At 58.5% G+C, this 26,839-nt stretch carries 16 protein-coding genes; 10 read left to right on the forward strand and 6 right to left on the reverse strand.

Features of this window, described 5'->3' with window-relative positions:
* Nucleotides 1-163 precede the first annotated feature (163 nt).
* Both AC2AXP_RS14905 and elaB read left to right on the forward strand, forming a co-directional pair.
* Nucleotides 164-667 (forward strand): DUF1097 domain-containing protein, encoded by a 504-nt coding sequence (locus AC2AXP_RS14905; protein ID WP_004960579.1) that lies wholly within the window; start codon nt 164-166, stop codon nt 665-667.
* Nucleotides 668-767: 100 nt separating this feature from the next.
* Nucleotides 768-1,079, forward strand: coding sequence for a stress response protein ElaB (gene elaB / locus AC2AXP_RS14910; RefSeq protein WP_198773460.1), 312 nt, complete (start codon nt 768-770; stop codon nt 1,077-1,079).
* Nucleotides 1,080-1,196: 117 nt separating this feature from the next.
* On the opposite strand, the gene AC2AXP_RS14915 is transcribed toward elaB, so the two are convergent.
* The gene (locus AC2AXP_RS14915) at nt 1,197-9,806 is read right to left on the reverse strand and encodes a GH36-type glycosyl hydrolase domain-containing protein (RefSeq protein ID WP_371901895.1); all 8,610 of its coding nucleotides are present in this window, start codon (nt 9,804-9,806) and stop codon (nt 1,197-1,199) included.
* A 348-nt stretch (nt 9,807-10,154) separates the two neighbouring features.
* Between AC2AXP_RS14915 and menF the strand changes: the two genes are divergently transcribed.
* From menF to menE, 6 genes are all read left to right on the forward strand, one after another.
* Complete coding sequence (menF, locus tag AC2AXP_RS14920) at nt 10,155-11,450, forward strand: isochorismate synthase MenF (RefSeq protein WP_004960589.1); 1,296 nt, start codon at nt 10,155-10,157, stop codon at nt 11,448-11,450.
* Nucleotides 11,451-11,733: 283 nt separating this feature from the next.
* The gene (gene menD / locus AC2AXP_RS14925) at nt 11,734-13,407 is read left to right on the forward strand and encodes a 2-succinyl-5-enolpyruvyl-6-hydroxy-3-cyclohexene-1-carboxylic-acid synthase (protein WP_484381781.1); all 1,674 of its coding nucleotides are present in this window, start codon (nt 11,734-11,736) and stop codon (nt 13,405-13,407) included.
* Nucleotides 13,407-14,174: a 2-succinyl-6-hydroxy-2,4-cyclohexadiene-1-carboxylate synthase gene (gene menH, locus AC2AXP_RS14930; RefSeq protein ID WP_004960597.1), complete on the forward strand. Its 768-nt coding sequence runs from the start codon at nt 13,407-13,409 to the stop codon at nt 14,172-14,174. The genes menD and menH overlap by 1 nt, the downstream gene beginning before the upstream one ends.
* Nucleotides 14,175-14,184: 10 nt before the next feature.
* Entirely contained in the window at nt 14,185-15,042 is an 858-nt protein-coding gene (gene menB, locus AC2AXP_RS14935) for a 1,4-dihydroxy-2-naphthoyl-CoA synthase (protein WP_039991883.1), read from the forward strand.
* 11 nt (nt 15,043-15,053) lie between these two features.
* On the forward strand, nt 15,054-16,025 hold the full coding sequence (gene menC, locus AC2AXP_RS14940; protein WP_088499927.1) for an o-succinylbenzoate synthase: 972 nt from the start codon (nt 15,054-15,056) through the stop codon (nt 16,023-16,025).
* Nucleotides 16,013-17,395 carry an o-succinylbenzoate--CoA ligase gene (gene menE / locus AC2AXP_RS14945; protein ID WP_484381782.1) on the forward strand — a complete coding sequence of 461 codons (1,383 nt, stop codon included), beginning with the start codon at nt 16,013-16,015 and terminating at the stop codon, nt 17,393-17,395. The genes menC and menE overlap by 13 nt, the downstream gene beginning before the upstream one ends.
* 48 nt (nt 17,396-17,443) lie before the next feature.
* Here menE and AC2AXP_RS14950 read toward each other — a convergent pair whose 3' ends face one another.
* Nucleotides 17,444-18,883 (reverse strand): catalase, encoded by a 1,440-nt coding sequence (locus tag AC2AXP_RS14950; protein WP_088499746.1) that lies wholly within the window; start codon nt 18,881-18,883, stop codon nt 17,444-17,446.
* 327 nt (nt 18,884-19,210) lie between these two features.
* Between AC2AXP_RS14950 and AC2AXP_RS14955 the strand changes: the two genes are divergently transcribed.
* Nucleotides 19,211-19,753: a YfaZ family outer membrane protein gene (locus tag AC2AXP_RS14955; RefSeq protein ID WP_004960609.1), complete on the forward strand. Its 543-nt coding sequence runs from the start codon at nt 19,211-19,213 to the stop codon at nt 19,751-19,753.
* 60 nt (nt 19,754-19,813) lie between these two features.
* On the opposite strand, the gene tyrP is transcribed toward AC2AXP_RS14955, so the two are convergent.
* Complete coding sequence (gene tyrP / locus AC2AXP_RS14960; RefSeq protein WP_198773454.1) at nt 19,814-21,022, reverse strand: tyrosine transporter TyrP; 1,209 nt, start codon at nt 21,020-21,022, stop codon at nt 19,814-19,816.
* A gap of 244 nt (nt 21,023-21,266) precedes the next feature.
* Here tyrP and AC2AXP_RS14965 point away from each other — a divergent pair, with 244 nt between their 5' ends.
* Nucleotides 21,267-22,463, forward strand: a complete 1,197-nt coding sequence (locus AC2AXP_RS14965; protein ID WP_039991885.1) for a nicotinamide mononucleotide deamidase-related protein YfaY — start codon at nt 21,267-21,269, stop codon at nt 22,461-22,463.
* 241 nt (nt 22,464-22,704) lie between these two features.
* Here the strand turns inward: AC2AXP_RS14965 and yfaE are convergent, their stop codons facing one another.
* From yfaE to nrdA, 3 genes are all read right to left on the reverse strand, one after another.
* A complete protein-coding gene (gene yfaE, locus AC2AXP_RS14970) occupies nt 22,705-22,965 on the reverse strand; it encodes a class I ribonucleotide reductase maintenance protein YfaE (protein ID WP_039991886.1) in 261 nt (86 codons plus the stop codon).
* A 1-nt stretch (nt 22,966) separates the two neighbouring features.
* On the reverse strand, nt 22,967-24,097 hold the full coding sequence (nrdB, locus tag AC2AXP_RS14975; protein ID WP_004960620.1) for a class Ia ribonucleoside-diphosphate reductase subunit beta: 1,131 nt from the start codon (nt 24,095-24,097) through the stop codon (nt 22,967-22,969).
* Nucleotides 24,098-24,199: 102 nt separating this feature from the next.
* Entirely contained in the window at nt 24,200-26,488 is a 2,289-nt protein-coding gene (gene nrdA, locus AC2AXP_RS14980; protein ID WP_004960623.1) for a class 1a ribonucleoside-diphosphate reductase subunit alpha, read from the reverse strand.
* Between the last annotated feature and the right edge of the window lie 351 nt (nt 26,489-26,839).

The following is a 26,839-nucleotide window of genomic DNA, read 5'->3' on the forward strand; positions in this document are numbered from 1 at the left end:
TTGTGTGTCATTTCCAGCGTGCTTGCACGCTGGTTTTTTTTTGTGATTAATCCTCCGATTTTGAAAATAACCTTTCTCTCGTTACATTAATTTAGTGATTCTAGTCACAAAATAACCGACGATTTCGGGTAAACTGCGCGCTTTCTTTTTGCGAGTCGGTTTTATGAACGTTATTTTTGCCATTGCCGTTACCACCGGCATCCTGTCCGGCATTTGGGGATGGGTTGCGGTGAGTCTGGGGTTGATCGGTTGGGCCGGCTTTTTGGGCTGTACCGCCTATTTCGCCTGCCCGCAAGGCGGGCTGAAAGGGCTGGCGATATGCGCGCTAACCTGCTGCAGCGGCGTATTTTGGGCGATGGCGATTATTCACGGCAGTGCGCTCGATCCGGCCTGGAGTCTGCTGGGGTATGCATTGACCGGCGTGGTGGCGTTCCTGATGTGTATTCAGGCCTACCAACAGTGGTTGGGTTTTGTGCCGGGTACCTTTATCGGCGCCTGCGCCACCTTCGCTGGCGACGGTAACTGGCGCTGGGTGACGCTGTCGCTGCTGGTGGGGCTGGTGTTCGGTTATGCAATGAAAAACAGCGGGCTGTGGCTGGCGGCACGCGGGCGCCAACGTGCTGCATCAACCCCGACGGCGCTAGGGGAGAACGGCGGCGACCGCTAGGTGTGGCGGGCGCTATTTAGCCAATAATCCGATGGCCGAATGGCGAATTTGTTGTCTATAGTTAGCAAACGGTGATTTTTTAATAAAGGAGAACGGCACAATGGCGATTAATCCGGACGAAAATCAAACCACGCTTGACGACGATCTGCGTATGTTGACCGACACGCTGGAAGAAGTATTGAAATATTCCGGCGATCGCGCCGACCAGGCCTATATCGAGATCAAAACCCGCGCGGAGCAGGCGCTGAAAGACGTAAAGTCACGCCTGTCCGGCGCATCTGAAACCTATTATGCCCGTGCCAAACAGGCGGCTTACCGCGCGGATGACTATGTACGCGACAAACCATGGCACGGCGTCGGATGCGGCGCAACCATCGGCCTGGTGCTGGGGCTGCTGTTAGCACGTAAATAAGCTGATTGATAGCCGGTAGCGCCTGACGCTGCATCGGTGGGTGAGAGCCGGGTATCTCTGTCTAACAGGCCACGTTGTCATCAACCTCAAACCGCCTTCCATGGCGGTTTTGTCCGTTTATGTCCTTTGCCGTTGCCCGCCTTTTTGCGCGCTGCCCAGTTTGACCTCCACCTGATGGCGTGCGCCATCGTCGCTGAGCGGGATGGTCGCATCGGGCTGTCGCTCACCGTCGACTATCACCTGCGTTTCAGCGTCGCCCTGGCTTAGCGTGATGTGATACTCACCGTTGCCTTCCCGATAATCAATGGTCACGCTGGGCCAGTCGGCGGGCAGACGCGTGTCGATGCTCAGTGCATTGCCGCAGCGTTTCAGACCGAGCAATGATTCGACGATCAGCCGGTACATCCAGCCGGCGGAGCCGGTATACCAGCTCCAACCGCCGCGACCGACGTGGGGTTCGACGGCATAAATGTCGGCGGTTACCACATATGGCTCTACCTTGTAACGTTCGGCGGCGGCGCTGTCGAGACTGTGGTTGATTGGGTTAATCAGGGCCATCAGTTCCCATGCGCGTTCGACGTTGCCCATTTCGGCAAATGCCATCACCGCCCACACCGCGCCGTGTGTGTACTGGCCACCGTTTTCACGCACGCCTGGCAGGTAACCGCGAATGTAGCCGGGGTTGGGTCCGTTGCCGTCGAACGGCGGCGTCAGCAGTTTTATCAACCCGGCCTCTGTATCAACCAGATGCCGGTCGAGTGACTGCATCGCCTGCTGGCTGCGCGTCGGCTCACCGCCTCCCGACAGGATCGACCAGCTCTGGGCAATGGCATCGATTTTACATTCGCTCGCTGAATGCGAACCGAGCGGTTCCCCGCTGTCGAAATAGCCACGGCGATACCATTCACCGTCCCAGGCGTGACTGTGCAGGTTTTTCTTCAGCGTTTCCGCCTGCTCACGACACAGGGTTGCCAGTTGCCGATCGTTGCGCCGTTCCGCCAGCTTGCCGTAGCGCTGCAAAATATGGAACAGGAAGAAGCCCAGCCAGACGCTTTCCCCGCGTCCCTCCAGCCCGACCATATTCATGCCGTCGTTCCAGTCGCCGGCCCCCATCAGCGGCAGGCCGTGCTCGCCAAAGGTCAGGCCGTGCTTCAAGGCCCGCGCGCCGTGTTGATACAGCGTTTCCTTTTCGCTGCTGGCGGTCGGCTGTTCATACGCGGACTCTTCGCCCGGCGCCAGTTGGCGAGCCTGCAGATAACCGATCTGTTCTTCCAGAATGTCATCGTCTTGCGTGGTATCGAGATAATGGCAGATGGCCAGCGGCAACCACAGATAATCGTCGGAACAGCGGGTGCGCACCCCGTTGCCCTGTGGCGGGTGCCACCAGTGCTGCACGTCACCCTCGATAAACTGTCGCGAAGCGCACAGTAGAATCTGTTCACGCATGCGCTGCGGCATGGCATGGCTCAACGCCAGCGTATCTTGCAGCTGATCGCGGAAGCCGAATGCGCCGCCGGATTGGTAATAGCCGCTGCGGGCCTGAATACGGCATGACAGGGTCTGATACAGCAACCAGCCATTGGCCAGCAGGTTGACCGCCGGATGCGGGGTGTGGATCTGCACTTTGCCCAGCAACTGCCTCCAGTGCTGCTGAACCTGTTGCAACTGCTCTTGCAGCGCATCCTCATGCAGGTAACGGCGCAGCAGGCTGTCCGCTTCGTCGGCGTTTTGCCCCAGCCCGAGCACAAACACAAAGCTGCGCTGATCGCCGTCGATCAGGCCGATCGCTGACTGTACCGCGCCGCACGGATCCAGCCCGGCACCGACCTTGCCGGACAGTCGGCGCAGTTTCAGCACCGCCGGATCGGCCAGCGAGCCGTTACGGCCGATAAATTCTCGCCGATCGCCGGTAATCGAGCAGTGCGCGCCGGTGACGCCGAAGAAGGCGGTGCGCTCGGAACCGCTGCTGCCGTAGTGGTTGGTGGCCAGGATCCCCAGGCCATTTTCCAGCTCGAGGCCGCGGGTCACCAGATGCATGGCGGATTTTTGCCGCAGGTCGCCGAGCACCCATTCCATATAGCCGGTGGCGGACAGTTTGCGCGTACGGCCGGAATTGTTGGTCAGCGTCAACAGGAACAGTTTTACCGGCGCATCCTTGGCCACCAGTACGCTCAGCTGGCTGTCGATGCCGGTTTCACGGTGTTCGAACACGCTGTAGCCAAAGCCGTGACGCGTCAGGTAATGGCCGCGGCCGCCGGCGGGCAGGGGGGTTGGCGACCACAGGTGACCGCTCTCTTCGTCGCGCAGGTAAAATGCTTCGCCGCTGCGATCGCCAACCGGATCGTTATCCCATGGCGTCAATCGATATTCATGGGCATTTTCATACCAGGTATACGCCTGGCCGCTTTCTGAAATCACCGTGCCAAACATCGGGTTGGCGATCACATTGCACCAGGGAGCCGGAGTAACCTTGCTTTCATTCATTGCGATCAGGTATTCGCGGCCATCCTGCGAGAAGCCGCCGAGCCCGTTAAAGAATTGCAAATCGTTGAACGACGGTAATTGCGGGGTATGCAGATTACGTTGCGGTTGCTCTTCCAGCGTCAGTGTGGCGGAGGCATCAGTGGGACTCAGCGGTTGTTGCAAAGTCTGTGGCATTTGCAGTCGCTGGTTGAGTTGTTCGGTCAACCCGCCGCGACGATCGTCGAGATACACGCACGCCACGCTGAACAGCAAGGTGCGATCCTCTTGCGACATATGCTCGCTGGTACGTACAAAAATGCCGCCCGGTTTATCGGTTTGTGGCTCCAGTCCGGCGGCGATCAACCCCATTATCTGGTTTTGCAGCTCCTGACGATAACCTCCGGCATCTTCGTTGAGGATCACCAGATCCACCCGCAGCCCCTTCAGCCGCCAGTAGTTGTGCGCCTGCACCAATTGCTGCACCAGACCGATATTGTCGCTGTCGGTTACCGTTAGCAGCACGATAGGCAGATCGCCAGAGATCGAATGGCCCCACAGGCCGGATTGCCCGCGCCGATTGTTGATGATGTCACCGCTGGCGGCGCGCATTTCCTGCGTCGGGAAGATCACCGCGCTGGCCAGCCGATTGAACAGATTGGCGTCTTCTTCGTTGGCATTGATCTGGCGCAGCACCACCTGGCTGTGTGACCAGGCCAGCTCGAAGATACGATCGGCCAGATGGCGGTCGCGGTATTTTTCCAGCATCGCCAGGCTGGCGGCGCGGTCTTCACACACACCGTAGAAAATATCCAGCGTCAGCGGCACGTTCGGTTCCAGTTGCACCCGCTGGCGGATGGCGATAATCGGGTCGATCACCGGGCCGGCGGTGTTGCTCAGCGGTTCGCTCTGGTGCATCACCTGCGGGCTGGCCGGCGAACGGCCGCGACCAAGGAATTTGGCGCGGTCGGTTTCGAACGACGTCTGGCTGCCTTGACCCTGTACCGTCATCATATGCAGCAGCCACGGCGATTTGTCTTTCGGCTCGCGTGGGCGACGGTGGCACAGGATAGCCTCCTGCTCCGGCAGCAGTTCGGTTTGCACAAACAGATTGCTGAACGCCGGATGCGCCAAATCGTTATTGGCCGGGGCCAATACCACCTCGGCATAGGTGGTGACTTCCAGCGTGCGCGTCTGCTTACCGCGGTTGATCAGCGTCAGACGACGCAGTTCGATGTCATCTTCCGGTGACACCACCACTTGCGTTTTAATCTGCAAGGAACCCTGGCTGCGCTGAAACTCTGCCCCGGCGTCGTTGAATACCGCGCGATAGTTTTTTGCCGCGCCGCCGATCGGTTGCCAGGTATTGCTCCAGACTTCGCCGCTTTGGGTGTCACGCAGGTAGCAGAAGGCGCCCCAGTTATCGCGCGTGCCGTCTTCGCGCCAGCGGGTCAGTGCCAGATTTTGCCAGCGGCTGTAGCTGCCGCCGGCCTGTGTCAGCATCAGATGATAGTTGGCGTTGGACAACAGCTGCACTTCGGGGATCGGCGAGTCGACACGGCTGAATTCGCGCGCGCTAAAACTGGCCGGTTTGAGCGTTCCCTCGTGAGTTTCAAAGTGTCGGCGGGTACTGTACAGCTCGACGGCGTCCGGCACCCGCTCTTGCAACAGCAAACGGGTGGCCTGGAAGGCAGGATACTGCGCGAAACGTTGCACCATGGGCGCGTCCAGCAGCAGGTGTGACAACGCCAGCAACCCCATTCCCTGATGGTGCGCCATATAAGAACGAATAATCACGTACAGCTGACCGCGACTCAGGCGCGAGGTGGTGTAATCGAGCGCTTCGTAAAAGCCGTAACGCCCTTTGGCACCGTTCTTTTCCAGCGTCAGCAGGTTGTTGCAAGCGCTGTCGGGATCGACGATCAACGCCATCAGGGTGGCATAGGGCGCAATCACCATATCGTCGCCCAAACCACGCCGCAGGCCGAGTCCCGGAACGCCAAAGGCGTGATACTGATAGTTTTGCTGGGCGTCAAAGCCAAAATAGCCCGATTCGGAAATGCCCCAGGGTACGCCACGCTCCTTGCCCCAGGCGATTTGCCGTTCTACCGCGGTGCGACACATTTGTACCAGCAGGGTGTCGGGATAGGCTGGCATCACCAACTGCGGCATCAGGTATTCGAACATCGATCCGCTCCACGACATCAGCGCCGGTTCGTTGTCGATCAGCGTGAACAGGCGCCCCAGGGCAAACCAGCTGCGCTGTGGCAACTGATTGGTGGCGATGGCAACGTAATTGGTCAGACGGATCTCCGACGCCAACAGATCGTATTTGCCGCTGTCGGCGCGATTGAGATCGCAATTGAATCCGACGGTCAGCAAGTGCGTGGCGGTGTCGTACAGGAAATGGAAGTCCATCTGCGCCATCTGTTCCAACCGCTGCTGCAACTGCAGCAATTGACTCAGCCGCTGGCTGGCCAATGCGCTGGCGGTCGCCAACTGGGTTTGCTGTTCCGCTGACAGGGTTAACTGCCGTGGCGGGTTGGCCAGCCAGTGCAGACTGGGGAGCTGCTCCAGTTCTGGCATGCTGTCGCTCAGCCAACTGAACCACTGCGCCCATTCGCTGCACAGATCGTTAAGCTGCTGATGCAGCGCGCCGGCCCAGCGCCGGGTGTCTTCGTCATGGCCCAGCGCCGCTTCCTGCAAACTGTTGCAGGCATGACGCATCGCATTCAGTTCGCCGAACAGCGCGGCGGGGTGGGCATGGTGCGCCTGTTGCCAATGTTTACGCAGTTTATGCAACGCCTTCGGCGCCGCGTCGGCCCATTGCAACTCCAGCAGTTCGAGCGTGTCCTCCAGCCCGTTCAACACGCGCTGTGGATCGATGACCGGCTGGTGCATCAATGCCGGCAGTCCGGCGCTCAGCGTCAGCAAATGGCCCGCCAGGTTGCCGCTGTCGACGCTCGACACATAGCGCGGGTTCAAGGGTTCCAGCGTGCGGGTGTCATACCAGTTGTAGAGATGACCGCGATAATGCTCCATGCGATCCAGCGTGTTCAACGTCAGTTCGGTGCGTTGCAGCGCGGCGCTCAGCGTCAGATAGCCGAAGTCATAGGCGGTCAGGTTGGCCAGCAGCGACAGGCCGATATTGGTTGGAGAGGTGCGGTGCGCCACCACCGGCTCTGGTGTTTCCTGAAAATTGTCCGGCGGTAGCCAGTTTTCCTGTTGATTGACAAAGGTGGCGAAAAACGCCCAGGTTTCACGGCTGGTGCGGCGCAGGAAACGGCGCTGTTGCGGATCCAGCGCGGTTTTGCTGCGCTGCGGCGTTTGACTGAGGAAATACAGCAGGTAGGGTGCCGCCAGCCACAGTGCGGCGAACGGTACGCTAATCAGCAGCGCCATCGGGTTATACAGCGTGCTGAGCGTCAACAGCAGCAGCCCGGCGAACGGGTTGAACCACATGGTGCGGTAGACGTTCTCCCAGGTAACCCGCAATCGGGTCTGCGTCTGGTCAAAACTGGTCCACTCCTGCAGCTTGCGCCGGCTGACCAGCAAGCGCCACAGGGTGATGCCAATGGCCTGCAGGCTGTAGGCGGTTTCATGCGGTAGCGTCGCCAGGCGCAAGCCGACCTGCGACAGCCGGCGTAGCGCACCTTGCAATGCCAGGCGCCCATGTTGCAGCATCGGTCGGCGTGCCGGTTTACGCATGACGTCCTGTAACAGCGCCAATGCGGTCGGCAACAGTAGAATCAGCAAAAATACCGCCAGCCAGTAGCGGGTGTCCGGCAGCCAGACAAAGCCGCAGAACAGCAAAATCAGCAGGCTGGGTGCCACCAGGCTGCGGCGCAGGTTGTCGAACAGCTTCCAGCGCGACAGCGCGCTAAGCGGATTGGCGACCCGCGTACCGCCTTCGGTGGCGACGCGCGGCAGTAGCCAGTTGACTAATTGCCAGTCGCCGCGGATCCAGCGCGAGCGTCGTGCGACGTCGACCAGGTAGTTGCTTGGATACTGCTCATACAGCAGCACATCGCTTAGCAGGCCGGAGCGGGCGTAGCATCCCTCGAGCAGGTCGTGGCTTAGCACCAGGTTTTCTGGACAGGTGCCTTTCAGGCTGTGGGAAAACACATCGACGTCATAAATGCCCTTGCCGACGAACGAGCCTTCACCGAACAGATCCTGATAGATATCTGACGCCATCAGGGTGTAAGGATCGTTGCCGGGGATGCTGCTGCACAGCGCGGCATACCGTCCCTGACCGTAACGGGGGATCTCCTCTGCCATGCGTGGTTGCAGAATGGCGTAGCCCTCCACCACCCGCTGCTGGCTGACGTCATACTGCGGCTGGTTGAGCGGGTGCGCCATGGCGGCGATCAACTGGTGCGCGCAGTCGCGCGGCATAACGGTGTCGCTGTCGAGGGTAATCACGTACTTGACGTTTTTCAGCACCTCTTTGCCTTCGCCTATCTGCACGCTGAACGCATTGTCGCGGTTGCGCAGCCAGTCATTCAGCGCGTTCAATTTGCCGCGTTTGCGTTCATAGCCCATCCACACGCCCTGCTGCTGATTCCATTGGCGATCGCGGTGGAATAAAAAGAAATGACTCGGACCTTCGTTGGCATAGCGGGCGTTCAAGGCGGTTATCTGTTGGCGCGCATAATTCAGCAACTGCTCGTCTTGCGGGTGTCGGGCCTGCTGGTGATCGTGAAAGTCGGTGAGCAAGGCAAAGTGCAGATGCTTCATCGCGTTGCCCAGATAACAGACCTCGAGGGCGTTGACCAACTTGTCAATGGCGTCTTTGCTGCCGATCAGCGTCGGAATGACCACCAGCGTGCGGAACTCGGCAGGGATACCGCAGGAAAAGTCGAGCCTCGGCAGCGGTTGCGGCGCTCGACTGCGGGTGGTTACCTCGCTCAGCACGTTCAGTACAAACTGACTGATGACGATGGCCAACGGCACCAGCAGCAACGTCAGCCCCAGCCAACCGACGCCGCTGTTATGGCTGTGTCGTAACAGCACGGCGCAGCAGGCGGTGGTCAGCAGGCTCAGACTGCCGAGCCAGGATAGGAGCGGCGCCTGGTTCAGCGCGTGGCGCAGACGGGTAATGCGGCCGAGACGTACCTCGAGTTGTTGTTCCAGTTCTGGCCTGCCGTCGTCAATCAGGAAATAGCCGATATGGTGACTGCGCGGATCGCTGGTGGGGTCTTCAGCCGCGACTTGCGCCATGTTCAATACATGCCGTGCCACTTCTACTTCAGTGTGCGCGCAATGCCGCGCCAGCATTTCAATCACGTGGCGGTACTGGTCGCGGGTGTCAAAATGCATGATCGGATAGACGCCGGCCGGATCTTGGCGCAGGGTTTGATCGACCTGGCTCATGGTTTCAACAAATTCGGCCCAGTCCATTTCGCTCAGTTGACGCAGTCCCGAAATACTGTTGCTGACCGACAGCTGACTGACCGCCAGTTGCTGGTTGAAACGGTGGATCAATTCATCGGAGGTCAGGCTGACTTCCGCCAGACGCTGTTCAACCCAGGTCAACGGCAGCGCCAGCATGGTGCCGTGGCCTTGCAGGCGTCGCACCAGTTCAGCCACAAAGGCGCTGGTGCGAGGCGGGTTGGAGCGTGCCATATCGGCGATCACCACGATCAGGTTGGCGGGATCGTTTTCCGCCGCTTCCTGCATTTTATTTACCCAACTGTCGGCCAGGTTACGTTCCTGCTGCGCCTGTGCCACTTCAACCGCGACGCGGCGCAGATTCTCAATCAATGCTAGACGCAACATGCCCGGCAGCGCCCACAGCTCGCCAAGCGTCAGATTGGCTTCTTTTTGATAAGCGGCGATATAACGCGTCAGGGTTTCTGCGTCCCACCGCCCGTCGCCGTGGGCGATAGCCTCGGTGGCGACATCATAAATCCGCGGGCAGTAGTGTGGTGCGGCTAACTGTGGCAGCCCACGACCAAAGTTTTTTGGCAAATGATGGCGTACCACGCGGATCTGCTCTTCGATCAGATAATAGTTATCCAGCAACCATTCACCGGCCGGGGTCATACTGGTCTTTTTGCCGTTGCTGAGCTGGTGGCAGCTCTCGGCCAGTACCCGCTCGTTATCGTCCAGCCGTTTCAACAGATAGTAGGGGGACTTGCGCGTCGCCAGCTTGTGCGAACGCGCCAGTCGCTGGCCGTAACGCTCCATTTGATCGACGGAAAACAGTTCTGCCTTGATATTGCCGGCGTGGTTGTTCGGCGCTGCCGTGGGGGGCCGACTCACGGAGAATTGACGTCTTTTACCTTTTTGTCGATTATTTAACCAATTGATTAGTTTTTCTTTCACACAAAAGCTCCTTACATCTGACCCAAAGGACAGCCGGTGATCGCCGCTGGGAGAGAGCGAGCATCCTGATTTCAGCACCAGTAAGATCTGGTGAGAGCTCGCTGCGGGCAGGAACATGCCAATTCAGTATAGTCGCAGAATACCGATCTGGTGTTTTTTTGCGCTAAAACTTTAGATTTTATAATCAATTGCGTCAGGAGGGAACGCACTGGCAATCAGGATTTTTCCGCCCGCGCGGAGGGATTTACCGTATAATTCCTTACATTGCGTTTGGTTAATGAGGTAATGGTGGAACAACTTTCAGCGTTGCTGCGGCGGTTACGTCAGCAGCTTGAACAGAATTTGCCCTCAGAGCCCGGTTTTCGGCAATTTTCCTTACCTGTTCCACAACGGCTGAGTGGTAGCCTGCTGGAGTGGCTGGCGGCACAGCCGTGCTTTCCACAATTTTACTGGCGTCATCGTGAACAACATGAAGAAGCGGCCGTGTGCGGCGCGCTGCGCCAATTTACCGACCCGATAACGGCGCAGGCGTTTTTGCAGCGTCATCCGCAGGCGCGGCTGTGGGGGCTGAATGGTTTTGACGCCAGCGCCATGCTGGTTTTACCACGACTGGAAATTCTGACCCGCGACAACCGTACCGAACTGACGTTGAACCTGTTTTCTGATGTGGCGTTGGACCAGGACGCGCAGGCGGCCATCACGGTGTTGACGTCGCTACGGGCGGCATTGCCCATTATGCCATTGCAGGTTGAGGTGCAGGAGGCATGTCACCGGCCGGACTTCAGCGGTTGGGAAAGCATGCTGCAACAGGCATTGAACGCCGTTGAACGCCAGCAAATGGACAAAGTGGTGTTGGCACGCAATACCCGTCTGACGCTGGCACAGCCGTTGTCGGCACCGGCGCTGATGGCCGCCAGTCGCCAGGTCAATCACCACTGCTACCATTTCATGATGCGCTTTGCCGCCGATTCGGCGTTTTTGGGATCCAGCCCGGAGCGACTGTACCTGCGGCGTGGGGTGCGGTTGCTGACCGAAGCGCTGGCCGGTACCGTTGCCAGTCATCAGGACGACCAGCAGGCCAGTCTGCTGGCTCAGTGGTTATTGGGCGATGCCAAAAATCAGCATGAAAACCTGCTGGTGGTTGACGATATTTGCCAGCGCCTGCAAGGCGGCGCCCGGGCGGTAGACGTACTGCCGCCGGACGTGGTGCGCTTGCGCAAGGTGCAGCATTTACGGCGGCGTATTGAAGGGCAACTGCATGCGGCGGACGATGCCGACTGCTTGACGCGTTTACAGCCTACGGCGGCGGTCGCCGGTTTGCCGCGCCAGGCGGCGCGCGCGTTTATCGTGGCGCATGAGCCTGTTTCCCGTGGCTGGTACGCCGGATCGGCCGGCTATCTCTCCTTGGCGCAGTCAGAATTCTGCGTGGCGTTGCGCTCCTGTCAAATAGATCACCATCAGCTGCAATTGTACGCCGGCGCGGGCATTGTCAGCGGGTCGGATCCTGCCGAAGAGTGGTTGGAAATCGAAAACAAGGCCGCGAGCCTGCGTTCGCTGTTGCAGCCTGAAAGTCTGGGATGAGCGCAGTCGCCATGATCACGCCCGTGTTAATTTACTTTACTATTTTGTAATATAAATGAGCCTATCTTGTTTATTTTTTGTTTAAAAACAAACTATTGTTTACGCTGAAATTGATCGGCAGCGGTAACGTGCATTTATCGCTCTACAGAGATAAACGGCGTTCTTGCGCTGGCGCAATAGTTACCTTGATAACTACTTATATAATTCAGGCTAATAACTTCGGTGAAGCGGCATGGTTTAACGTTGCCAAAGCCGAGCCTCTTTTTTGACGTGTGAGCGAACTATGTCGACAAGTGTTTTTAATCGCCGCTGGGCGGCGTTGTTGTTGGAAGCGCTGGCTCGCCACGGGGTGCGGCACGTCTGTATCGCCCCGGGATCGCGCTCAACGCCGTTGACGCTGGCGGCGGCCGCGAATAAGTCTTTTATTTGCCACACGCATTTTGATGAACGCGGGCTGGGCCATTTGGCGCTCGGCCTGGCAAAAGCCACCGGTGAGCCGGTGGCGGCAATCGTCACTTCGGGTACCGCGGCGGCCAACCTTTATCCTGCGCTGATAGAAGCCGGGTTGACCGGCGAACGGCTGGTATTTTTGACCGCCGATCGTCCACCCGAACTGATCGACTGCGGTGCCAATCAGGCGATCCGACAAAACGGTTTGTATGCCAGCCATCCGGCGCAGAGCATCGAGCTGCCGCGTCCGACGCCGGATATTCCCGCCAGTTGGCTGGTTTCCACCGTCGACAGCGCCATGGCGCAGTTGCTGCATGGCGCGTTGCACATCAACTGTCCGTTTGCCGAGCCGCTGTACGGCGGTGACCAGCGGCAATATGCCGACTGGTCGGATGCGCTGGGCGAATGGTGGCATGACAGCCACCCGTGGCTGCGCCAACGTGATCTGCATCAACCACAAAAGCAGCCAGACTGGTTCTTCTGGCGGCAGAAACGCGGTGTGGTGGTGGCCGGGCGCATGAGCGCTGAAGAGGGGCTGCAACTGGCAGAATGGGCCGGCATGCTGGGCTGGCCGTTGATCGGCGACGTATTGTCTCAGACCGGCCAACCGCTGCCGTGCGCCGACCTGTGGTTGGCACAGCCGCAGGCGCAGCATCTGTTGGACAACGCCCAACTGGTGATTCAGTTTGGCAGCAGCCTGACCGGCAAACGCCTGTTGCAGTGGCAAGAGCAGTGCCGGCCGGAGGAGTACTGGCTGATTGACGATTTGCTCGGCCGACGCGACCCGGCACATCACCGCGGCCGTCGCATTCGTGCCAGGGTAGGCGAATGGCTGGATCTGCACCCGGCACAGCCGCGCTCGCCATGGGCCGGAGAGCTGGCGGCGCTGGCAGACGACGCGCTCGATGCAGCCGCCGGCTATCTGGTGAACCGGTTCGGAGAGGCGCAGGTAGCACACCGCCTGCCGGAACTGCTGGCGGAAAACGGCCTGCTATTTCTCGGCAATAGCCTGATTGTACGGCTGGTCGACGCGCTGAGCCAGTTGCCGCCCGGTTATCCGGTGTTCGGCAATCGCGGCGCCAGCGGCATTGATGGGCTGATTGCTACCGCCGCCGGCGTCCAGCGCGCTACCGCCAAACCGATGCTGGCTATCGTCGGCGATCTGTCGGCGCTGTACGATCTGAATTCGCTGGCGCTGTTGCGCCAGTGTTCGGCGCCGACGGTGCTGATCGTGGTGAATAATAACGGCGGGCAAATCTTCTCGCTGTTGCCGACGCCGGAAGCCGAACGCAACCGCTATTACTGTATGCCGCAGAATCTGGAGTTCAGCCATGCGGCGGCGATGTTCCAGCTCAATTATGCGCTGGCGGAAAACTGGGGCCAGCTGCAACAGGCGGTCGAGCAGGGCTGGCGCCACAGCGGGGCTACCTTGATTGAATTGCAGGTGCCGCCGGCCGACGGCGCGGAAACGTTGCAACAGCTGGTTCAGCAAATGGCGGCGTGCTGATGCTGGCCGCGCGCGTATTGCAGCAGGGCAGCGGCGATCGGCCCTGGCTGGTGTGGTTGCATGGCCTGCTTGGCAATAATAACGAATGGCGGGTAATTGCTTCGCGTTGCCCGCAATGGCCGTCGCTGGCGATTGATCTGCCCGGCCATGGCGAGTCGGTTACGCAGCGTTGTGATGACTTTGCCGATGTCAGCCGGCAGATCGTCGCCACCCTGCAACGGCACGGCATTGAACGATACTGGCTGGTGGGCTACTCGCTTGGCGGCCGTATTGCCATGTACCACGCCTGTCTCGGCGCTAGCCATGGTTTGCAGGGCGTAGTGATCGAAGGCGGCAATCCGGGGCTGGCCGATCCGGCGCTGCGCGACCAGCGTCGGGCGCATGATGCCGACTGGGCTGCACGCTTTCGCCATCAACCGATCAGACAGGTGCTGGCCGATTGGTATCAACAGCCGGTGTTTCGGGAAATGAGCGAGGTGCACCGCGCGTCGCTGATCGACGCGCGTGCGGCAAACCACGGCCCGGCGGTGGCGGCGATGCTGGAAGCGACTTCGCTTGGTCGTCAGCCTTATCTTGTCCCGCTGTTACGGCAGTTGACCCTGCCATTATGCGTGTTGTGCGGTGCCGACGATGGCAAATTCCAACGGTTGACGTGCGATGCCGGTTTGCCGTTACGCGTCATTGAACACGCCGGCCACAACGCGCATCTGGCCAACCCGCAACATTTTGCCGAACAGCTTTATGATTTTCTCGTTAACCCAGGTTAAGGAACCGAACATGCTTTATCCGACAGAACAACAGCTTTACGCGGCCATTGACTGGCAAGACTGCAGCGGTGATTTCGACGATATCCTGTATCACAAATCCGCCGACGGCATTGCCAAAATCACTATTAACCGCCCGCAGGTGCGCAATGCTTTCCGCCCGCAAACGGTAAAAGAGATGATCGATGCGCTGAGCAATGCGCGTTACGACGATGGCATTGGCACCATTATCCTGACCGGCGCTGGCGATAAGGCTTTCTGTTCCGGTGGCGATCAGAAAGTTCGCGGCGATTACGGCGGTTATAAAGATGCCAGCGGTGTACATCACCTCAACGTCCTGGATTTCCAACGCCAGATTCGCACCTGTCCGAAACCTGTCGTGGCGATGGTGGCTGGCTATTCGATCGGTGGTGGCCACGTGCTGCATATGATGTGCGACCTGACCATTGCCGCCGACAACGCCATCTTTGGCCAAACCGGACCGAAAGTCGGTTCGTTTGACGGTGGCTGGGGGGCGTCTTATATGGCGCGCATCGTCGGCCAGAAGAAAGCGCGTGAAATCTGGTTCCTGTGCCGTCAATACGACGCCGCCGCCGCGCTGGACATGGGGCTGGTCAACACCGTGGTGCCGTTGGCGGAACTGGAAAAAGAGACCGTGCGCTGGTGCCGTGAAATGCTGCAAAACAGCCCGATGGCGCTGCGTTGCCTGAAGGCGGCGCTGAACGCCGACTGCGACGGCCAGGCGGGACTGCAAGAACTGGCCGGCAACGCCACCATGCTGTTCTACATGACCGATGAAGGCCAGGAAGGGCGCAATGCGTTTAACGAAAAACGCCAGCCTGACTTCAGTAAATTCAAGCGTAATCCGTAATGACGGCCTCACTGCGTAACGCCGCCGTCTATCGCTACAGCCTGCCAATGGAGGCGGGCGTAGTGCTGCGCCACCAGCGGTTGAAAACGCGCGACGGCTTGCTGGTACATCTGCAACAGGGCGAACGGCACGGTTGGGGCGAAATTGCGCCGCTGCCTGAGTTCAGCAGCGAAACGCTGGATCAGGCGCAGCAGGCGACGCAGGCATGGTTAACGCACTGGCTGGCCGGGGCGCAGCCGGATGAGGATGCGCTGCCGTCGGTGGCGTTTGGCATCAGCTGCGCGCTGGCGGAGCTGGATCAACGCCTGCCGTTGGCGGCGGACTATCGTACTGCGCCACTGTGTACCGGCGATCCGGACGCGCTGTTTGCACTACTCGATGCGCTGCCGGGTGACAAGATCGCCAAGATCAAGGTCGGGCTGTATGAAGCGGTGCGCGATGGCATGATAGTCAATGTGCTGCTGGAGGCGTTGCCCGATCTGCGTTTGCGGCTGGACGCCAACCGCAGTTGGACGCGTGCCAAAGCCGACGGTTTTGCCAGGTACGTTAATCCGGCGTGGCGCGATCGCATCGCCTTTCTCGAAGAACCCTGCAAAACTCCCGATGAATCACGCGCCTTCGCCGAGGAAACCGGCATCGCCATTGCCTGGGACGAAAGCGTGCGCGAGCCGGGGTTTGCGGTACGGGCCGAGCCGGGCGTGGCGGCCATCGTAATAAAACCGATGCTGACCGGTAGTCTGACGCGCTGCCGGCAACTGGTGCGGCAGGCGCAGCAGGCCGGATTAACCGCGGTGATCAGTTCCAGCATCGAGTCCAGCCTGGGTCTAAGCCAATTGGCGCGCATCGCGCATTGGCTGACGCCGGATACCGTGCCGGGGCTCGATACGCTGAACCTGATGCAGGCGCAGTTGCTGCGTGCCTGGCCGGGAAGTGATTTGCCGCTGCTGGACGTCGATACATTGGAGTGCCTATGGCGCCGTTGAGCGACTGGCCCTGGCGTCACTGGGCCGCCCAGCGTGCACAGGACACGGCGCTGATTGTCGGCAGGCAAAGCGTCAGCTGGCAGGCGCTGCAATCGCGCATTGATGCGCTGGCAGCGGATTTCCAGTTTCAGGGGGTAATGCCCGGCTGCGGCGTAGCGCTGTGCGGCAAAAACGGCTATCCGCTATTACTGGCCTATCTGGCGTTACTGCAATGCGGCGCGCGGTTGCTGCCGCTCAATCCGGCCCTGCCAACGCCGCTGCTTAACGTATTATTGCCGCAACTGGACGTGCAGTTTGCCTTCGGCCCGGAGGGGCTGCCGGCACTGCCTGCGGGGATAAAGACGCTGACGCCGCCGGCTACCCGCCAACGGCTGCCGACAATCCTGCACTGGGACAGCCAGCGTTTGGCGACCCTGACGCTGACGTCCGGTTCCAGCGGTATGCCCAAAGCCGCAGCGCACAGCTTTGCCGGCCATTTGGCCAGCGCCGCCGGCGTATTGCAGCTGATGGACTTTCAACCGCAGGACTGCTGGCTGCTTTCACTGCCGCTGTTCCACGTTTCCGGCCAGGGCATTGTCTGGCGCTGGCTGGCGGTAGGCGCACGGTTGGCGGTACGCAATATGCAGCCGTTGAGCGAGGCGTTGGACGGTTGTAGCCATGCGTCGCTGGTGCCCACGCAGCTTTGGCGTTTGCTCAGCCAGTCGCAGACAACGCATTCGCTAAAGGAAGTGCTGCTTGGCGGTGCGATGATCCCGGTGCCGCTGACCGAACAGGCCGAAGCGGCGGGCATTCGCTGTTGGTGTGGCTACGGCCTGACGGAACTGGCGTCGACCGTGTGCGCCAAGCGCGCCGATGCGCTGCCGGGCGTCGGTCTGCCGCTCATCGGGCGTGAGATCAGGCTGGTAGAGGGCGAAGTGTGGATCCGCGCGCAAAGCCTGGCATTGGGCTATTGGCGCAACGGTGCGCTGCACCCACTGGTTGACCGGCAAGGCTGGTTTCATACGCGCGATCGCGGGGTGATGGAACAGGGCGAACTGCGTATCCTTGGCCGCTTGGACAATCTGTTCTTTTGCGGTGGCGAAGGCGTACAACCCGAAGACCTGGAGCGGATATTTGCCGAGCACCCGCAGATTTCACAGGTGTTTGTGGTACCGGTCGACGATGCCGAATTCGGCCAGCGGCCGGTGGCGGTGGTCGAGGCGGAGGGAGAGCTGACGCTGGACGCCTTGCTGGCCTGGTCGCAGGCGCGATTGGCCAACTTCCAACGGCCGGTGGCGTTGCTACGTTTGCCGGCAGCGTTGAAAAACGGCGGAATCAAGGTGGCTCGACGGCAGGTACAGGAGTGGGCGGCGCAATCGGTGCGGCAGTAGCGTCGCCTTGAAACGCAGGGGTGTGTGACACCCCTGCCAAGATGACGCTTACTGGATGCCCAACGCCTTGGCGACGCCGGCGCCGTATGCCGGGTGAACCTTGGTGAACAGCGCTATCTGGCGGCGCTGGATCGCTTCCGGCACCTGCGACAGCTCACCGGCGATGCGGTTAAACATACGCTGGTGTTCTTCTTCCGTCAGCAGTTCGAACAGCGCGCGCGGTTGGCTGTAGTAATCATCATCTTCACGATGATTCCAATGATCGGCGGCGCCCTCGATGCTTAATGGTGGTTCGCTAAAGTCCGGTTGCTCCTGGAACAGACCGAAACTGTTCGGCTCGTAGGTTGGGCCATTGCCGCTGTTGCCGTCCACGCGCATCGCACCATCGCGGTGGTAGTTGTGGAACGGGCATTTGGCACCATTTACCGGGATCTGATGGTGGTTTACGCCCAGGCGATAGCGGTGCGCATCGCCATAAGAGAATAAACGTCCCTGCAACATTTTGTCCGGCGAGAAGCTGACGCCGGGCACCACATTGGCCGGGTTCATGGCCACTTGCTCCACTTCCGAGAAATAGTTATCCGGGTTGCGGTTCAGTTCGAAGTAGCCGACGTCAATCAACGGGAAGTCGGCGTGCGGCCAGACTTTGGTCAGATCGAACGGGTTATAAGGAGTTTGCGAGGCCTGATGTTCCGGCATGATCTGCACCTGCAGATTCCAGCGTGGGAAGTCGCCGCGTTCGATGGCGTCGAACAGATCGCGCTGTGAGCTTTCGCGATCCTTGGCAATGATCGCTTCTGCTTCATCATCCATCAGGTTTTCAATACCCTGCTGGCAGCGGAAGTGGAATTTTACCCAGAAACGCTGGTTGTCGGCGTTGATAAAGCTATAGGTATGGCTGCCAAAGCCGTGCATATGGCGATAGGATTTGGGAATGCCGCGATCGCTGAAGTCGATGGTCAACTGGTGCAGTGATTCCGGCAGGTGCGAGAAGAAGTCCCATTTGTACACCGGATTGCGCAGGTTGGTGCGGGGATCGCGCTTGACCACGTGGTTGAGATCCGGGAACTTCAGCGGATCGCGCAGATAAAACACCGGCGTGTCGTTGCCGACCAGATCCCAGTTGCCTTCTTCGGTGTAAAATTTCATGGCAAAGCCGCGAATGTCACGTTCGGCATCCGCTGCGCCGCGTTCGCCGGCCACGGTGGAGAATCGAACAAACATCTCGGTTTTTTTGCCAACGTCAGAGAACAGCTTGGCGCGTGTGTATTGGCTGATATCGTGAGTGACGGTGAAGGTGCCGTAAGCGCCAGAACCCTTGGCGTGCATGCGGCGTTCCGGGATAACTTCGCGATCAAAGTGAGCCAGCTTTTCCAGGAACCAGACGTCCTGAAGCAGCATCGGGCCGCGTTTACCTGCCGTAATGACATTATTGTTATCTACTACCGGCGCGCCGGCAGCGGTGGTCAATCCTTTCTTGCTCATCATGTGCTCCTTTACGGTACTGCATTTAGGTGTGACAGCTCATACTCGGGTGACTTCACGTCCACAATTCTATGGCGCAGGGAAAATCTCACCCTGACCTTTGTCAAAGTCATTATTAGTTGTAGCGCTATTATTCAGCCTCAGCAAATAGGCGGTAGTTATCGTTGTGATAACGTTCAGAAATGGATCACTTATTTACAATTTGCTGAAAGATTGAGAGATTTTTTGACCTGCTGCCGAACATCTGGCGCCGCCGTTCGGTTACACTCTCCAGCGCAACAAACCAGGTTAATACATCATTGATGATGAAAAAATGACGAAGAGGACACAATGAAAAAGACTTTAGTCGCGTGTGCAGCAGGCTTGCTGCTTGTGGCTGGCTCCGCCAATGCCATCAGCGTTACCGGCGAAGCGGGGGAACACTATACCAATCTCGGCGTGGGCTTTGGCACCACCTCGGCTGGACTGGCGGTCAGCGGCAACTGGGCGCACAGCGACAATGACGGCGATATCGCCGGGCTGGGGCTGGGCTTGAACCTACCGCTGGGGCCTCTGATGGCAACGGTCGGTGGCAAGGCGCTGTATCTTGGGCCAAAAGACGGTGATGACGGTTATGCGGTCGCGGTAGGCGGCGGCTTGCGGCTGCCGCTGGGCGAGCATTTCGCACTGTTTGGCGAAGGGTATTATGCCCCGGACTCGCTCTCCAGCGGCGTGGACAAATATAGCGAAGCCAATGCCGGCGTGCGTTGGAACGTTTTCCGTCCATTGTCGGTGACCGCCGGTTATCGTTATATCGAGATGGCAGGGAAGGACGGCCACCGCGACAACGTACTGGCTGATGGCCCGTACCTCGGCGCCAGCCTGGATTTCTAACGGCTGTGAACCGGTTCAAGGCGCGAACGGTTTCGCGCCTTTTTTACGTCGGTTTTCTCTCTAGCCGACGGCGGGCAGCATGCCGCTGGCGATGCCCAGTTGAATGGCGATGACGGTGATGCCGCAGATAAACACCACCGCCAGCGCCGGGGTTCCCCCCCAGACACGGTAGCGCGCCTGATGCTGTCGGCGGGTTTTCCACACCAGCAGCGACGGCAGCAGCAGCGCCAATACCGACAGGGCGATGGCGGCAAACCCCAATGCCAGCACAAAGCCACGCGGGTAAAACAGCGCGAACACCAGCGGTGGCAGGAAGGTGATCAACCCGGTCTGCAAGCGGCCGCGGGCATTATCCTGGCGCTTGCACAAATCGGCCAGAAAATCGAACAGCCCCAGTGATACCCCAAGGAACGAGGTTGCCAGCGCCAGATCGGCAAACAGATGCACCGCCAGCTCAACGTGCGGCGTGGCTACCACGTCACGCACCGCCTGTAACAAGCCGTTCAAGCCCGCCTGCTGCGCCAGGATACCGACAAAGGTATCGGAGCTGATGCTGCCCAGCGTCGCCAACTGCCAGAAGATATAGGCGACCAGCGGGATAGCGCTGCCGACGATAAATATCCAGCGCAGCTTGCGGATATTGCCGCCCATGTAATTAACAATGCTCGGTACGCTGCCATGGAAGCCAAACGAGGTAAAAATTACCGGGATGGCCGACAGCGCCAGTCCTTGTTCCAACGGTAAAGTCATCAGATTGGTTTGGTGAATATTCGGCAGCATCAGACCGAGCATGACGATAAGAAAGACGATTTTGGCGCTGAATAAAATGCGATTGAACAGATCGACGGAATGGGTGCCAATGCACACCACGCCGCCCGCCACCACGGTGAACAACAACACGCCGAGTGATGCCGGGACGCTGTACGCGGTCCATTGGCTGAGGCTGGCAGCCAGCAGCTCGCCCGCTCCGCTGATGTAGGCCGCGGTCAGGGCATACATCAGAAACATCATGCTGAAGCTGGTCAGCCACTGTCCACCGCCGCCCAGGTAGCGCTTCGCCAGGGTACCAAGGCCCGTATCGGCCTGCTCGTGCTGATAAACCTCAACCAGCAGCAAAGCGGTATAACACATCAACAGCCATAGCCCGACCAGTAAAGCCAGGGTGACGCCGAAACCGACGCCGGCGGCTGCCAGCGGCATGGCCAGCATGCCGGCGCCAATGGTGGTGCCTGCCACGATAAAAACACTGCCAAGAGTGCGATTCTTCACGTTTTTCTCTACCAACCAATGATTTTGGAAAATTATAGGTAATCAATTCAGTGTGCGGCAGGATAGTTGAACGGTGATTTTGTGTCAAATGAGCGTTACGCATACTGTACAGTTATCGTTACGATCAGGCGGGCGGCACGCCAGCGCAAAAAAATGCGTTATGCAGCAATAAAACCCTCTCCAACGGTGAAAAGTTATTTACAGGCTTCTATAGTGGAATGACCAGAAAATGTGGGAGAGATCAATGTTAAGGGTTGAAATGCTCAGCACCGGTGATGAGGTGCTGCATGGACAAATTATTGATACCAATGCTGCCTGGTTGGCAGATTATCTGTTTCAGCAAGGGCTGCCGATGACTGGGCGTGAAACGGTCGGGGACAGTCTCTCCTCCCTGATCGCAACCTTGCAGGAGCGTAGCCAGATTGCCGACGTGCTGATCGTCAATGGCGGGCTGGGGCCGACCAGTGACGATCTCAGCGCGTTGGCGGCAGCCAGGGCGGCCGGCGTTGAGCTGATTGAGCAGCCGCAATGGATCGCCCGCATGGAGGCCTTCTTTGCCGAGCGGGGACGCCCGATGGCCGCGTCCAACCGCAAGCAGGCGCACATCCCGGCCAATGCCGAGATGCTGGATAACAGCGTTGGCACCGCCTGTGGTTTTGCGCTGCAACTGAACAAATGCTGGATGTTCTTCACGCCCGGCGTGCCGTCGGAATTTAAAGTGATGGTGGAACAGCAGATTTTACCGCGTCTACAGCAACGGTTTCGCTTACCGGAACCGCCTCTGTGCCTGCGTTTGACCACTTTTGGCACTTCTGAAAGCGATCTGGCTGCCGAACTGGACGGCATGCCGCTGCCGCCGGAGGTGGTGCTGGGGTATCGCTCGTCCAGCCCGATAATCGAACTCAAGTTGACCGGGCCGGTTGCGCAGCGTGCGGCGATGGAGAGCGCCTGGCAGCGCGTGCGTCAGGTCGCAGGGGATAACACCATCTTCGAAGGTACCGTTGGTCTGCCGGCGTTGCTCGCCGAGCAGTTGCATCAACGGGGCTTGAAACTGGCGTTAAGCGAGCAGTTCAGCGCCGGGTTGATCAATCTGCAGTTACAGAGTGCCGGCGCTCCGCTGGCCGGCGGCGAACTGCTGCCGGATTACTGTAGCGAAACCCTGGCGTTGTTATTGGCACGCGCGCAGTCGTTGGCGCAACTGACGGGCGCACCGTTGACGCTGGCGGTGAGCGCCATGCAGGGTGAACAGGTCAGCGTCGCACTGTATACGTCGCAGGGCCGTTTTGGCCAAACCGTGCGTTATCGCGCGTCGCGCCACGGCTTGCGTTTACGCCAGGAATCGGTCGCGATGCTGGCGCTGGACATGCTGCGTCGCTGGCTGGCCGGCGGGCCCGTTTGCGGCAAAAACGGCTGGTTGGAGATTGTGGAAACCATCGAATAGGGTATTGTTGATAATACTGAAATATCACTTATAAATCACAATATTATAGGGAGTATTCGTTGTGGGGTAATGCTGTTATTCGGCTGGCGGATGCGGGAGACTGTTGGTCTTGACCATGGTGTGACAAGGCAGGCAGATAAAAGCCCCAGACTGACTTCAAACAGCATGGGGCTGCAGATAAAGCATAGGGCGGGGCAACCCCGCCTTTTGCTCTTCGGCGCGGTTTCAGGCCCCCAGCCGATTAGATTTCCAGCTCGATATCCACCAGCGGCATACAGCAGCAGGGCAGGATTTCGCCGTCGTTGATAAACGCCAGCGGCTGTTGCTGGTATGCCACTTCACCCTTGACCAGTTTCAGACGGCAGGCGCCGCAATAACCGGAACGGCATTGGTATTCAACCTGTACGTCATGCAGTTCCAGCACCTCGAGCAGGCAGCGTTCACTGTTTGGGCAGGCCAGCTGCATACCGGAAGTACGCAGCGTCACGGTTGGCGTTGCCATCTTACAGTTCGAAGTCGCTCAGGTCGTCGGCGTTGATTTCAGAATCAATCTGGCCGACCAGGTAAGAACTGACTTCCACTTCCTGCGGTGCCACCTGAACGTTGTCGGACACCAGCCAGGCGTTGATCCACGGGATCGGGTTGGAGCGGGTTTTAAACGGCGCGCCCAGTCCCACCGCCTGCATGCGGATATTGGTGATGTACTCGACGTACTGGCACAGGATGTCTTTGTTCAGGCCGATCATCGAACCGCCACTGAACAGGTATTCCGCCCACTCTTTTTCCTGCTGGGCCGCCAGGACGAACAGATCGTAGCACTGCTGCTGGCATTCAACGGCGATTTCGGCCATCTCGGGGTCATCGGCACCGGAGCGCATCAGGTTCAGCATATGTTGCGTGCCGGTCAGGTGCAGCGCTTCGTCACGGGCGATTAGCTTGATGATTTTGGCATTGCCTTCCATCAGTTCGCGCTCGGCGAACGCAAACGAACAGGCGAAGCTGACGTAAAAGCGAATGGCTTCCAGCGCGTTAACGCTCATCAGGCACAGATAAAGCTGCTTTTTCAGCGCGCGCAGGCTGACGGTCACGCTCTGGCCGTTCACCTGGTGAGTGCCTTCTCCCAGCAGATGGTAATAGCTGGTCATTTCGATCAGATCGTCGTAGTAGCCGGAAATGTCTTTCGCGCGTTTTTTGATCTCTTCGTTGGTGACAATATCGTCAAACACCAGCGCCGGATCGTTGACGATGTTACGGATGATGTGAGTGTAGGAGCGAGAATGAATGGTTTCCGAGAACGACCAGGTCTCAATCCAGGTTTCCAGCTCGGGAATCGAGATCAGCGGCAGCAACGCGACGTTCGGGCTACGACCCTGAATCGAGTCCAGCAGCGTTTGGTACTTCAGGTTGCTGATGAAAATGTGTTTTTCGTGGTCCGGCAGCGCCTGATAGTCAATGCGATCGCGGGAAACGTCTACCTCTTCCGGACGCCAGAAGAAGGACAGCTGTTTTTCGATCAGCTTTTCAAAAATTTCATGTTTCTGCTGGTCGAAACGCGCCACGTTGACCGACTGGCCGAAGAACATCGGCTCGAGCAGCTGATCGTTTTTATTCTGAGAGAAAGTGGTGTAAGCCATAAGCCGGAATCCTTTGAAACCACACAGAGACAGGCCGGATTACGTCGACCCCTACGTGGAAAACAGTGTAGGGGCCGAACATTCGGCCCTTAGCGTTAAAACTTAAATTTTGCAGGCGCCGCTTTCGCAGTCGTCATCAGCGCTTTTGGCCGGCAGCATGTCTTCCTGCACGTCTTCCGCGCCGTCACGGGTGTTTTGGTAATACAGGGTTTTCACACCAAACTTGTAGGTGGTCAGCAGGTCTTTCAACAGCTGCTTCATTGGCACCTTGCCGCCCGCAAAACGGGTTGGGTCGTAGTTGGTGTTGGCAGAAATCGACTGGTCGATAAACTTCTGCATCAGGCCGACCAACTGCAGGTAACCGTCGTTGCTTGGCATTTCCCACAGCAGTTCGTAGGCATCCTTCAGACGTTCGTATTCCGGCACCACCTGGCGCAGAATGCCGTCTTTCGACGCTTTGATGCTGATGTGGCCGCGCGGCGGTTCAATGCCGTTGGTGGCGTTGGAAATCTGCGAAGAGGTTTCCGATGGCATCAGCGCCGACAGGGTAGAGTTGCGCAGGCCGGTTTCCTGGATTTCCTTACGCAGCGTTTCCCAATCGTAGTGCAGCGGCTCCTGGCAGATACCATCCAGATCCTTCTTGTAGGTATCAATCGGCAGGATGCCCTGGGCATAGGTGGTTTCGTTGAACCACGGGCAGGCGCCCTGTTCCTGCGCCAGACGATTGGAGGCCTTCAGCAGGTAATACTGAATCGCTTCGAAGGTCTTGTGCGTCAGGTTGTTGGCGCTGCCGTCGGAATAGCGCACGCCGTTCTTCGCCAGATAATAGGCGAAGTTGATCACGCCGATACCCAGCGTACGACGGCCCATCGCACCGCGGTAAGCGGCCTTGATCGGGTAGTCCTGGTAATCGAGCAGGGCGTCGAGCGCGCGTACCGCCAGGGTCGCCAGTTCTTCCAGATCGTCCAGGCTGTCGATGGCACCCAGGTTGAAGGCGGACAGCGTACAGAGCGCGATTTCGCCGTTTTCGTCGTTCACGTCATCCAATGGCTTGGTCGGCAGGGCGATTTCCAGGCACAGGTTGGACTGACGTACCGGCGCGATCTGCGGATCGAACGGGCTGTGGGTGTTGCAATGGTCAACGTTCTGAATGTAGATACGGCCGGTAGAGGCGCGTTCCTGCATCATCAACGAGAACAGTTCAACCGCTTTGACCCGCTTCTGGCGGATGCTGCTGTCTTGTTCGTACTGGGTGTACAGACGTTCGAACTCGTCCTGATCGGCAAAGAACGCGTCGTACAGGCCAGGTACGTCAGACGGGCTGAACAGCGTGATGTCGCCGCCCTTGATCAGGCGCTGATACATCAGGCGGTTCAACTGCACGCCGTAGTCCATATGACGGACGCGGTTGCCTTCGACGCCGCGGTTATTCTTCAATACCAGCAGGCTTTCCACTTCCAGATGCCACATCGGATAGAACAATGTGGCAGCACCGCCGCGCACGCCGCCCTGTGAACAGGACTTCACCGCAGTCTGGAAGTGTTTGTAGAACGGGATACAGCCGGTGTGGAAAGCTTCGCCGCCACGGATCGGGCTACCCAGCGCACGGATGCGGCCGGCGTTGATGCCGATGCCTGCACGCTGGGAAACGTATTTCACAATCGCACTGGAGGTGGCGTTGATCGAGTCCAGGCTGTCACCGCATTCGATCAGCACACAGGAGCTGAACTGGCGGGTCGGCGTACGTACACCGGACATGATCGGCGTCGGCAGCGAAATCTTGAAGGTGGAAATCGCGTCGTAGAACCGCTTTACGTAGTCCAGACGGGTTTCACGCGGGTAGTTGGAGAACAGGCAAGCCGCAACCAGAATGTACAGGAACTGTGCGCTCTCATAGATCTCGCCGCTGACGCGGTTTTGCACCAGGTACTTCCCTTCAAGCTGCTTGACGGCCGCGTAGGAGAAGTTCATGTCACGCCAGTGATCGATAAAGGAGTCCATCTGCTCGAACTCTTCAGTGCTGTAGTCTTCCAGCAGATGCTTATCGTATTTACCCATTTCGACCATACGCACCACGTGAGCATGCAGCTTCGGCGGCTCAAACTGACCGTAGGCTTTTTTGCGCAGGTGGAAGATCGCCAGGCGCGCGGCCAGATACTGGTAATCGGGCGCATCGCGCGAGATCAGATCGGCAGCGGCCTTGATGATGGTTTCATGGATATCGGCAGTTTTGATGCCGTCATAAAACTGGATGTGAGAACGCAACTCTACTTGAGATACCGAGACGTTGTTTAAACCTTCCGCAGCCCAGTCGATGACTCGGTGGATTTTGTCGAGGTTGATGCGCTCTTTGCGGCCATCGCGTTTAGTTACAAGCAGACTTTGGTTCATGTGCTGTTTTACCTGTCCGTATAGTGTTCCCAGCCAAAAGTGTAGTAGCTCTGCTCAGTATGTAAACACTATATATAGGGGGTGTATGTCGGTGAGGTAACAAGATAGTGAGAACCTGGCCTATTTGCAAGTGAACAAAATGGCTCGATTTTGTGGATAACTTGGGGGTGAATTGTGGCTGTTGGTTCGCAATGCGCGTGGTGTCTGGCCCCGGAAGCTTGTCAATAAGCGGGATAAGATTTTCCGCACGATTGCAAAAACATGATCGATTGCCGATTTCTTAAACGTTAGAAAAAAACGGCATATTGATCTGTTTTAATATTCTTAAAAACCCTTTACGTGCTATTTTTG

The sequence above is a fragment of the Serratia sp. Sp408 genome (genome assembly GCF_057180665.1).

Coding starts and splice junctions, on each gene's coding strand:
- AC2AXP_RS14905 (WP_004960579.1), top strand. CDS start 164: ATGAACGTTATTTTTGCCATTGCCGTTACCACCGGCATCCTGTCCGGC.
- elaB (WP_198773460.1), top strand. CDS start 768: ATGGCGATTAATCCGGACGAAAATCAAACCACGCTTGACGACGATCTG.
- menF (WP_004960589.1), top strand. CDS start 10,155: ATGGTGGAACAACTTTCAGCGTTGCTGCGGCGGTTACGTCAGCAGCTT.
- menD (WP_484381781.1), top strand. CDS start 11,734: ATGTCGACAAGTGTTTTTAATCGCCGCTGGGCGGCGTTGTTGTTGGAA.
- menH (WP_004960597.1), top strand. CDS start 13,407: ATGCTGGCCGCGCGCGTATTGCAGCAGGGCAGCGGCGATCGGCCCTGG.
- menB (WP_039991883.1), top strand. CDS start 14,185: ATGCTTTATCCGACAGAACAACAGCTTTACGCGGCCATTGACTGGCAA.
- menE (WP_484381782.1), top strand. CDS start 16,013: ATGGCGCCGTTGAGCGACTGGCCCTGGCGTCACTGGGCCGCCCAGCGT.
- AC2AXP_RS14950 (WP_088499746.1), bottom strand. CDS start 18,883: ATGATGAGCAAGAAAGGATTGACCACCGCTGCCGGCGCGCCGGTAGTA.
- AC2AXP_RS14955 (WP_004960609.1), top strand. CDS start 19,211: ATGAAAAAGACTTTAGTCGCGTGTGCAGCAGGCTTGCTGCTTGTGGCT.
- AC2AXP_RS14965 (WP_039991885.1), top strand. CDS start 21,267: ATGTTAAGGGTTGAAATGCTCAGCACCGGTGATGAGGTGCTGCATGGA.
- yfaE (WP_039991886.1), bottom strand. CDS start 22,965: ATGGCAACGCCAACCGTGACGCTGCGTACTTCCGGTATGCAGCTGGCC.
- nrdB (WP_004960620.1), bottom strand. CDS start 24,097: ATGGCTTACACCACTTTCTCTCAGAATAAAAACGATCAGCTGCTCGAG.
- nrdA (WP_004960623.1), bottom strand. CDS start 26,488: ATGAACCAAAGTCTGCTTGTAACTAAACGCGATGGCCGCAAAGAGCGC.